Raw genomic sequence first — 11288 nt, 5'->3', positions numbered from 1 at the left:
ACACTTCAAGAAGTGGATTACAACTATAACATTGTAACGAAACTTCCAAGTGACATCACTAGCTACAAGTCTTATGTGATTACAGATACGCTTGATAAAGACTTGGCTATCCAAGGCACACCAATAATTGCCGGTGATGCGGCTAAGTTCTTCGATGTTAAGGTTGATGGTCAAACAGTGACCGCAACTATGAAAGACTTCAAGGACGCTAAAGACTTGGCAGGTAAAGACGTTGAGTTGATTATTACGTCTCAAATCAAGGCAGGGGTGACCCGCGAGAAGATTCCGAACACAGCTAAAATCGACTTCACGAACAAGTCAGATCAAAGCGATTCTAAGGAAACAGAACCTGTAACGGTAACACCACGAAAACCAGGTATCAAGTTAGAGAAGTCTGTTAACGACAAGGTCTATAGTATTGGCGAAACCATGACTTATACCTTGAAGGCTACAAACACAGGTAACACAACGCTTTATTATGTGAAGATCACAGACCCATTGGAAGGCTTGAGTGAACTTAGCTACCCAGAGGGCATTGATCCAAAAGACATCACTTTGAAACCAGGAGAGTCAGTGACAGCAACTGCTACATTGACAGTGACCGAAGAGTTAGCTAAGAAATTGGCTGACGATAAAGGTAAGATCGCTAATACGGCGAAAACAATTGGTATTCCAGAATTGCCTCAGGATCCAGACGATCCAGATAAGCCTGTGAAACCAGAAACAGATGATCCAAATGATCCGAATAACCCACCGGTTGAAGACGAGGATGATGAGGACATCACGCCAGAACCTCCAACTCCAACTGAGCCAACCATTGACAAGAAGATTAATCGTACGCTTGAGCATCTGGATGTCCTTCGTGGTCAGAACTACATGTATAATATCAATGTAGAGCTTCCAAATGACATCAGTACCTACAAAGAATTTGTAGTGACAGATACTCTTGAAGATGTTCTTCAAATTAACGGAACTCCAGCAGTTTATGTGGACGGTAATCATTTGGGTGAAGCTCTCAGCTTGGTAACAAATGGTAATACGGTTACTGTGACTGTTAATGACTTTGCTGCTTTAGCAGGTCGCAAGCAATTGCAATTGTATATTCCATCGGTTATCAAACCTGATGCAGATGTGACTAAGTATACTGACAGTAAGGTTCCTAACACAGCAAAACTTGACTTTGTCAACAGTAGCGATGTTCGTGGTGAAAAAGAGACGAAACCAGTTACTGTAACGCCAAATGAGCCTACGCCACCGACTCCTCCAGCACCGCGTGATCCAGAGGATCCAGTTAAGACGGTCAGCCGAGTAGATGGTAAAGATCAGCTGATAGATAAGGCTTTGATTTTGTCACAGGTATCAGAAGCTTTCCGCTTTGATATCTTGACTAAGGTTCTTGATCAAGAATACACTAGTCTAACCATTACAGATGAGTTGGATGATCGTTTGAAAGTCGATTATGTGACCATAAAGGTTGAGGGCGATGCTCTTGATACAGTTGCAAAAGAGCTGGCTGAAGCGCAAGCGAAACTTGCTGAAGCAACTGCCAAGCTTGAAGCGCTTAAGGCTGAAGAACCATCACAATTACCAGTTCAACTTGAAGCTGCTAAAGCAGCAGTAACAGAATTGACTGCAAAAGTTGGAGCTCTAAAGGCTGAATTGGCAGCTCTTCAAGATGCTTCACAAGCAGAAGTGGTTTCAGCAAAAGAAGCAGAAATTGTGACGGCCGAAGCTGAACTTGTCGCTGCAAACGAAAAAGTTACAATGCTTGAGGCTGAGCTTTCAGCAAGTGTTACCCCTGAAGAAAAAGCCCTTGCCATTACAAATGCAACTCAGAATGTTGAAGCTGCTCAAAAAGTCGTAACAGAATTGACAGCTAAGCAAGAAGAGCTTAACAAGGCTCTCGCGGCCTTTGCAACTGTTGATGAAAAAGGTGAAGTAACGAAGGAAGCCCTTGCTCAGCTTATCGCTGACAACAAGATCAAGTTGACTGTTGAAGGACAGCTTGTGACATTGGAAATTACGGATAAGGCTATTCTTGAGTCCTTGCGTGGACGTTCATTCCGAATGATCATTTATGCAAGTATCAAGAACCCAGCTAAGTTGACAAATGAATCCTTTGAAAAAGGTATTGACAACCAAGCGACAGTAAGCTTCGATAACAAGTCGAAGGTGACAAACACTGTCAAAGTGGTTCCACCTCGTCCAATTGATCCACCGGTTATTCCTGATCCAGAGCCACCAACGCCACCAGTAACACCTGATAAACCAACACCTCCAGCGCCGAATACGCCGCCATCAGTACCGACAACTCCAACTCCAAAACCAAACAAACCTGGGAAAGATTTGCCGAATACTGGTGAACAAGCATCAACATTCTTTGTTTTTGTGGGTATAGGATTATTAGTTGCATTGGGACTTGGTTATCTAGGTCTTCGGAAACGTTCTAAATAGACAGTAGAAGAGCTTTGCTCTTCTCTGTTTGTATATTATATATGAAAAGGAATTGAAAAATTCATGAAAAATAAAAAGAAGTTATTTCTCGGAATGTTTGTGTTAGCTAATGTTACATTAGCAGCACCGATTTATAGTTTGAATTCTCACCTTTTGACTTCTGTTTTTGCTGAGGAACCAGAACCAGATGAAGAATTACCTAGTGCTGAAGAGCAGGCTGCACTTCTAAATTACCAAAAGATGCTAGAGCAGCTTGATGGTGATATTGCTAGTGGAGATGAGGAGTTAATTGGCTATAGTATTGAAGATGCTACTGAGGCGCAACGTGTTGCGACTAATGCTTCAAAATCACCTGGAGCTAAAAAACGCTTGAAAGAAATGAATGCTCGTTTTGAAGTTTTAAAAGCAAAAGCAAAAGGTGAAACCCCAGCACCGACAACAACTGAGGCTCCAACGACAGTCGCCCCAACAACCGTCGCCCCAACGACTGCAGCACCGACAACTGAGGCCCCAACGACTGCAGCACCGACAACCGTCGCCCCAACGACTGCAGCACCGACAACCGTCGCTCCAACAACTGAGGCTCCAACAACTGTAGCACCGACAACCGTCGCTCCAACAACTGAGGCCCCAACGACTGAGGCTCCGACAACTGCAGCCCCAACGACCGCGGCTCCAACGACAGCAGCCCCGACAACTGAGGCTCCAACAACTGTCGCTCCNACAACTGAGGCNCCGACAACTGCNGCCCCAACGACCGCGGCTCCAACGACAGCAGCCCCGACAACTGAGGCTCCAACAACTGTCGCTCCGACAACTGAGGCCCCGACAACTGTCGCTCCAACGACAGCAGCTCCAACAAGTGCTTCAACGACAGCTAAGACAACCAAAACTTACAAATCAGGTAAAGCTACAACTACAATTACTAAGTCTACAACAGTTCCATCTGCTCCAAACGACAAGGGAGCTAAACCTAAGACATCAAGCCGTACCTTGCCAAGTACCGGTGAAACTGTTGGTATAGCATCATTAGTGGGTACTGCATTGCTTGGATTAGTAGGATTTGTTAGCTACCGTCGCAAGAAAAACTAGGCGATAGTCAACAAAGAACTGATTAGCATCAAGAGAGGATTGAAATTCATTTCATCCTCTTTTTGAATGTTAAATTTCTATTGTAAAATTGTTAATTTCATACAATCTATGTTTTAAATTGGAAAAAGGCATGTTTCAGAAGCTATAAGTTATGATATAATATTGATATATCTTTTTTAGATCGAGGACTGACAATGAAATTATCTATTGTTGTGGCTTTTTTCAATGAAGAAAAAATGATTGAAAAAACCCATTTTGAGATTTCTAAAAAATTAGAAGAACTGTTAGATATTGGTGAAATTGAGGACTACGAGCTGGTCTATGTCAATGATGGCAGTAAGGACAAGACACCTGTGCTGATGAAACGGATTGCTGCGGAAAATCAGCGGGTGCGTTTTATCAGTTTTAGTCGTAATTTTGGCCGAGAAGGTGCTATCTTATCAGGCCTTCGTTATGCGACAGGTGAGGCGGTTATGCTAATGGATGGTGATCTGCAACATCCGCCTGCCTTGATTCCTGAGTTTATCAAGGGCTACCGTGAGGGTTATGATGTGGTCAGTGGTCAGCGTAATCGTGAGGGCGAGTCCAAGGCTGGAACGTTTTTTGCTCATCTTTTTTACCGCTTTTCTAACCGTCTGATGGATGTTCAGTTGACAGATGGGATTTCTGAGTTCAAACTATTTAGTCGTAAGGCAGTTGATACGATTTTATCCTTACCTGAGTATAACCGTTTTTCCAAAGGGATTTTCTCTTGGATCGGTTTTAAAGAAAAGGTTATCCCTTATCAAAATCAAGTGCGGGAGGCGGGTGAAAGTAAATTTGGCTTTAAACGTTCGCTTAATTATGCCTTTCAGGGAATTATTTCCTTTAATGACAGGCCTTTACGCGTCTGCATCCAGTTTGGCTTGGCCTGTGTTGGCTTTGCTCTCTTGTATCTTTTAGCCATGTTTGTGGCCTACTTTGTGAAACCAGAAATTTTGGTCAGTGGTTATTTTACGACCCTAGCAGCCATCATCCTTTTCAGCGGTGTTCAGCTGATATCGATCGGAGTTCTAGGAGAGTATATTGGAAAAATTTATTATGAAGTGAAACGCCGACCTCACTATGTGCTTGATGAGACCAATATTGAGCAGGCGAAAAAGGATCGGGTAGGATGAAACGATTATTTGTAAATGCTTGGGCTTGGATGAGTTCTTTAAAAACGGATCAAAAAAGGCAGGTATTAGTTGCTAGTACGCTGGCTCCTATGGTTATTATGGCTGTGGTATGGGTTCTTATGGACGTCTTTCCTTTTGGGCGAAAGACGCTGATGGCTGTTGACTTTGGCCAGCAATACATAGGGCTCTATGCTTTTTTGAAGAAGACAATCTTGACGGGTGATTGGTCAGGTTTCTTTTACTCTTTTTCAAAATCTATTGGAGGTGCTATGATTGGGATTTGGGGCTTCAATCTGATTAGTCCCTTTAACCTGATTTATGTCCTCCTGCCCCTCAGTCAGCTCAAATGGGGTGTCTTTTTGACCATTTGGCTACGATACGGCGCAATGGGACTGGCTTTTGCCTTATTACTGATTAAGCGCTATCGGGCTATGAGCTACAATCTGTGGTTAATTCCTCTCATGGCAACGGCTTATACCTTGTCTGGGATGATTGTCTCTTATCAGATGAACCCGATTTTCTACGATGCGATGATTATGTTGCCGTTGGTGATCTGGAGGCTTGAAGAGCTGATGGATGGTGGGAAACCTTATCGCTACATGCTGATGCTTTCTCTGGCTATGCTTTTTCATTTTTACATGGGCTATATGATTTGCTTATTTGTAGCTCTCTATGCCTGCTACTATGCTTCTCCTCATCTTGAGATCGAGGGGAATTGGAAGGTTAAGCTGAAAGCGTTCGTCCAACCTATTAAGAGAGTGGTCTTTTATTCGATTTTAGCAGTAACAGCAGTCTTTTTCCTACTGTATCCTATTTTTCTCAATCTTCTACGTAGTAAGGGTGCTTATGAGAGTCCTATGACCTTTAGCTTTGCCATGCAGATCAATCCTTTGGATATCCTGTCTAAATTGATGATTGGTGGTTTTGACAATGAGTCTTCGTGGTCAGCTGGACCAAACTTGCCTAATATTTATGTTGGAGCCTTTGCTTTAGTTGGTTTTATTCTCTACTTTTTCCAGGCAGAAGTGCATCGTTACAGAAAGATTGCTGCTGGAATTATCAGCCTTGTTTTCTTTGTCTCGATCGTCAATGAATTTGTGAGCAAGATTTGGCATATGGGACAAAACCCTGCTGGATTTTTTTACCGTTTTTCTTGGATTATTTCTTTCTTCATGGTGTTTTTGGCTTATCAGGCCTTGCGTGAAGAGAAACGTTTAAAACGTCAATGGCTTGGCTTAGGAGCTCTTCTAAGTATTCTTATCGTTGCCTATGTCCAGTATAATCACGAGGACTATACTTACATCGCAATTAAGCAGCCTGAAAAGATAACTCAGTTTGTTGCAAACCACCAATCGCTTCTTATATTGACTGGGATGGCAATCGCATCAGGGCTAGCCTACCTATCATGGAGACAGTTTGCGAATAAGCCTGGACTCAGGTATTTCCATCTTGCTTTGGTCTTAGTTGCCTTACCAGCGCTGTTATATGCGTTAGCCAAAGGAGTTCTATTTAGCCAAACTAGTTTGACTTTGCTGACCTGGCTATTTGCCTTGGTATTTGTTCATGTCCAGTCAAAAGGCAAGACACTGTGGATAATCTTGCTAATTGTCACGGGTCTGGAGCTTAGCTATAATGCTTATCGGTCTCAAGTCACTCTAGGCTATGCTGATGCTTATAAATTTACCGATGTGACCAAGACTATGAATCGTTTGTCTGATGTGATCGAAGATAAGAATACAGCAGGTTTTTACCGCGTGGGATCTAGCTTTGTCTATTCAAAAAATGATCCTTTTCTGGCTTCTTATCCAGGGCTCAGCACTTTTTCTTCTAATATGGAGCGCTCAACGGTAGCTCTCTTTAATTTCATGGGTGATGTTGGCGGCAATGCAGCAACTTTCTATGCTAATGGAACTTTGCTGACGGATTCGCTCTATAGTGTTCGCTATTATATTGAGAGAAAGCCCTATACTAATGAAGATGCTGAACAACATCCAGATTGGAATCTCTTTGGTCGAAATGCTAATAGGACAGACTTAGAAGCAACTTTTCAAAAGTTTTATGAGGATCATCGTTTCATCATTTACGAAAATCCTAATGTCTTTTCTGCTGCTTTTGGAACCAATGAATTAACGCGAAATATCAAATTTGGTCTCAATAATCCTGTAGCTAATCAAAATATCATTTTATCGTCCATGTCTGGTCAGGAAAAGAAATACTTTGAGCACGTTGGAATTCCGACTATTGAGCTAACCAATATGGAAGAAGTCGAAGAGAATGGGAAGCGCCTTTATCGGCGTATTGACAAAACAATTCCTGGTAGTGTCGAGATTATTTTCACTCCGCAGACGAATATGACCTATTATTTCCAAGCGCCGTACGGTCTTCGCTCGTCTATGGGAGAGATTTCGGTCCTTCTCAATAATCAGTGGTACAACTATACTCAGAGTTACGATCAAGTGCAGTTGTGGAATCTAACTGACCGTACAGCAGGGAAAGAGATGAGGTTAAAGTTTGAAACCTCCCAATTGGATGAGATTGATATGACCAACATGGCCCTTGTACGTGCGGACCAAGCAGCGATTCAAGCTGTCCTTGATAAACGGATGGCACAAAACATGACTGTTACTAAATGGACGAACACAACTATTGAAGGAAATGTGACCATCACGGATAATAGCACGGTCATGATGACCAGTATTCCCTATAACCCGGGTTGGACGGTAAAAGTAGATGGCAAAAAAGTTGAAACAACTGAAGCCTGGGGAAGCCTGCTTAGTTTCCCAATCACTTCTGGCAAACATCAAATTAGCATGCACTTTGTTCCAGAAGGTTTTGTGGTTGGTTGTTTAGTGTCCTTGTTATCTTGGGTCATCATTTGGTATTTAAAAAGGAAGGATGACCAGTCTAAAGGGGGTTACGAAGTGAGCGGGAAAGAACTCGAGCAATCAAAATAGTGTTCATTTCCCATCCCCGAACAATTACGGTGGTAACACTGGTTCAAACCGAGAGGAACCTTCGTCTTGCCCTTTCTAACAGCAAACTCTAATCACCCCCCGCAAGGTTGGCTAGGTTTGTAGAATGGTGAGTTATCAGCATTTTACAAACCAGACAACTACTGCATCGATCTGTTCAAACTATAAATGAAACAAGACTGTGTACTTTGCCTCAGCTCATTGATGCACCCCGTCAGGACGACTAGGGTTTTCACAGATGAAATCGAAGAAAAACCAGACGTCTACGACGATCAGGTAATAAGGCAGTATACCGTGACATCTAGCTTTTTAGGCTGTGTTCAGTTAGTAAGCAAACGATTGGAGACAGCGCACCGCTGAGTAGGGTTCTAAAAGTTGATTATCCATGTATTAGAGCCCACTCAGCAGTGGCTCATTGACACTAAAGTGCCTAATGACCTGTGCAGGGATAGACTAAGTTGGTATAGCCAACGAATCTTACATACTCCCAACCACTGCGCTGAGATGTTTATGCAAACGCTGAGAGCTGAGGGCAGAGCCATCATAGTGGTCTGTCCCAGCCTCTTTTGTTATCTAGGCGCTTAAAAATTAGTATTTATCCTTTCTCAATAGACTTGTTTAGCCACCGTATCCTTTTAATTGACGAATCTCAGAATGATGAGATTTTCTAGTTCAGTAGTTAGAAAAATATGATGGCTTTTGAGCAAATCAAATTTTTCTGCAGTGATTTACAGGGCCACTTCAAGGGACTTTATCAAAAAACAGTAAAATAGGTATTTTAGTGTCTTTTGATAATATCAGTACAAACTGGAAAAAGGTAAATTCTCTTTAGAGAAACTATCGTTTCCTTTGGTTTTTGCTATTTCAGGTACTTTCACCTATTTCAGACAAATTAAGAGACGGTTTTTTCATGCGGTTGTCCTGTTTCATAATTGTTTGGTTCATATACTTTTTTGAACGATATTGCGAAATCAATAGGGACACCTCCAATGATGTTTAGCTTTCTAGTGATCAGCGACAGGGGTAAGCAATCTTTTTTGGATATGAGTACAGATTCTTGTGGCTGATAGAAGAGGAAAAGCGTTCATTTATGGTAAAATGGAGTTACTATTGATGTTGAGGTAACTTATGAAACAACAAAAACCTAAAGGAACCCAGGATATTCTACCTGGTCAATCTGAAAAATGGCAGTATGTTGAAGGCGTGGCGCGTGATGTTTTTGCGCGTTACAATTATGCGGAAATCCGTACACCGCTTTTTGAGCATTACGAAGTTTTTGCCCGATCTGTTGGTGATACGTCTGATATCGTAACCAAGGAAATGTATGATTTCTATGATAAGGGCGAGCGTCATATCACTTTGCGCCCTGAGGGAACAGCTGGTGTGGTTAGAGCTTATGTAGAAAACAAGCTCTTCGCGCCGGAAGTGCAAAAGCCGGTCAAGGTCTACTATATGGGTTCTATGTTTCGCTATGAACGCCCCCAAGCAGGCCGCTTGCGGGAATTTCACCAATTGGGTGTAGAAGCCTTTGGCTCTGCCAATCCAGCGACGGATGTGGAAACTATGGCCATGGCCTATCAGCTTTTCCAGACACTTGGAATCAAAAACGTCCGTCTTACCCTTAATAGTTTAGGAAATACAGAGAGCCGTGCTAACTATCGTCAGGCCTTGATTGATTACCTAATGCCACTTAAGGCTAGTTTATCTAAGGACAGTCAACGCCGTCTTGAGGAAAATCCCTTGCGTGTGCTAGACTCCAAGGAACCTGAGGACAAGCAGGCTGTGGCTGATGCACCATCAATCCTAGATTTTCTGGATGCAGAGAGTCAGGCGCATTTTGATGCGGTGCGTGAGATGCTTGATGCGCTTGCTATCCCTTATGTGATTGACACCAATATGGTGCGTGGTCTTGATTACTATAACCACACGATTTTTGAGTTTATCACAGAGGTCAATGGCACAGATTTGACTATTTGTGCTGGTGGTCGTTATGATGGCTTGGTTGAGGAGTTTGAAGGACCTAAGACACCAGGCTTTGGTTTTGGTTTGGGGCAAGAACGTCTCCTCATGATTTTGGAAGCCCAAGGGATTGATTTGCCATTGTCATCAGGTTTGGACCTCTATGTGGCTGTCCTTGGTGAGGAGGCCAATCTGGCTGCGCTGAATCTGGTCCAGGCCGTGCGTCAGCAAGGTTTCAAGGCAGAGCGTGATGTCCTAAACCGTAAACTCAAGGCTCAGTTCAAATCAGCGGATGCCTTCTCAGCTAAAACGCTCATCACATTGGGTGGCAGTGAAGTCGAATCTGGTCAGGTTACGGTTAAAAATAACCAAACCCGTGCAGAAGTCTTGGCAACCTTTGACGAAATCGTAGCAGATTTTGCAGGCATTGTGGCAAAATTAGGCTAGGTATAAAATCTTCTGACAACATGTGCCCAAGCAGAGGACAGGAATCTGGATGTAAAAGGTTGATGCAATCAGCGTATTGGAGTTCGCTCAGTAGTGGTTCATTGGTGCTAAAGCACCTAATACCTGTGCAGGGGTTGAAAGTAAGACTGAATAATTTTATAAATAATCTTCAAGGAATCTTACTTATGTGGATACAGGTCTAAGATTAGTTTTCTGGAATGAAGCCGTAGATCGCTCAGGTGTTTTTGTTGATATTTTATGGTAAAATAAAGAAATAGTTATCTAAGCTGTAATCTTGTTGCTTTTAAACACTAATTTTTGAGACACTCTTGCAAACTGGCAGTTGTCATGATATACTAATACAAACAAAGGAGGATTTTATCATGAAAAAACAGCCTATTTACTTATATGTCCTAGGTGGACTATCTTTAATCTCGATGTTTAGTCGCTTTAAAGGAGTTTTTTTCCCAACTCATGTCGAGATGACTTTTGAATCATCTGGAGATGCTCAGGTTGACGCGCTTGCAAAAGCAAGCATTCAAGTTGGTGAACAGGGTCGCGCTTTGAGTACTGATTTGGTGAATAAGGGGCTTGTTTTACTGATGCTAGCCTTGCTCGTTGTAGTGGCTGTTTTCCTCTTTAAAAAATGGTATGAGAAGGCTGGCTGGACCTATGTCGGCTATCTGGTAACGACTCTTGTAGCAACCCTTTACAATTTCTTGGCATCACGTGCACTTCTTAATAGCGTTACAGATGAAACATCGCGTCAGATTTTGGGAGCTGGAGCGATGGGTGTTGTGGTGGTTCAAGTCATAACATTTATTGTCTTCCTTGGAATTACACTTTTTAATCTTTTGCGCAAGCCAAAGACTGTCAAGGTGGAAAACACATCTGGCACCATTTAACTGAATAGCTACTAAAAATGGCTCCTTGTCAACTGTAGTGGGTGACTTATCATTAAGCACGAGAGAGAATCAGAATGGTTCTCTCTTTTGTGATGTTCAAAGCGATGAGAATTTTCGTTTTGAAGTTCTTGAAATTTCGGAAGCCAAAAGCTTGTCGTTTGATATCCTTGATGAGCTTGTTGGTGGCCTCCAGCTTGGCGTTAGAATAAGGAAGATTTAAAGCATTGGTAATGTAAGCTTTGTATTTCAGAAAGGTTCTGAAGACTTTTTTAAAAGTAGGGTTGGCCGTTGAGACGTTTTCT

7 protein-coding genes are annotated in these 11288 nt (G+C 42.5%); 6 read left to right on the top strand and 1 reads right to left on the bottom strand.

The features are described from left to right. The 6 genes from A3I5_RS0107045 to A3I5_RS0107020 form a co-directional block, all read left to right on the top strand. Window positions 1–2454, top strand: a 2454-nt coding sequence (locus A3I5_RS0107045) for an isopeptide-forming domain-containing fimbrial protein (RefSeq protein WP_018373905.1), incomplete at its 5' end; no start/stop codon positions are given. Between the two features lie 63 nt (window positions 2455–2517). Beyond that, window positions 2518–3546, top strand: a complete 1029-nt coding sequence (locus A3I5_RS11770; protein WP_018373904.1) for an LPXTG cell wall anchor domain-containing protein — start codon at window positions 2518–2520, stop codon at window positions 3544–3546. Between the two features lie 194 nt (window positions 3547–3740). Continuing rightward, window positions 3741–4703 (top strand): glycosyltransferase PgfS, encoded by a 963-nt coding sequence (gene pgfS, locus A3I5_RS0107035; RefSeq protein ID WP_018373903.1) that lies wholly within the window; start codon window positions 3741–3743, stop codon window positions 4701–4703. Then, window positions 4700–7657, top strand: coding sequence for a glycosyltransferase PgfM1 (gene pgfM1 / locus A3I5_RS0107030; RefSeq protein WP_018373902.1), 2958 nt, complete (start codon window positions 4700–4702; stop codon window positions 7655–7657). The genes pgfS and pgfM1 overlap by 4 nt, the downstream gene beginning before the upstream one ends. A 1146-nt stretch (window positions 7658–8803) precedes the next feature. Beyond that, window positions 8804–10081: a histidine--tRNA ligase gene (hisS, locus tag A3I5_RS0107025; RefSeq protein ID WP_018373901.1), complete on the top strand. Its 1278-nt coding sequence runs from the start codon at window positions 8804–8806 to the stop codon at window positions 10079–10081. A gap of 383 nt (window positions 10082–10464) precedes the next feature. Beyond that, the gene (locus A3I5_RS0107020; protein ID WP_018373900.1) at window positions 10465–10986 is read left to right on the top strand and encodes an ABC transporter permease; all 522 of its coding nucleotides are present in this window, start codon (window positions 10465–10467) and stop codon (window positions 10984–10986) included. A gap of 52 nt (window positions 10987–11038) precedes the next feature. Here A3I5_RS0107020 and A3I5_RS0107015 read toward each other — a convergent pair. Next, the coding region (locus A3I5_RS0107015) for a transposase (protein WP_018373286.1) at window positions 11039–11288 on the bottom strand (250 nt) is incomplete at its 5' end.

The sequence above is a fragment of the Streptococcus merionis DSM 19192 genome, assembly GCF_000380085.1.
GTDB classification, from domain to species: Bacteria; Bacillota; Bacilli; order Lactobacillales; family Streptococcaceae; genus Streptococcus; species Streptococcus merionis.
This window is presented reverse-complemented; position numbering and strand designations above follow the sequence as displayed.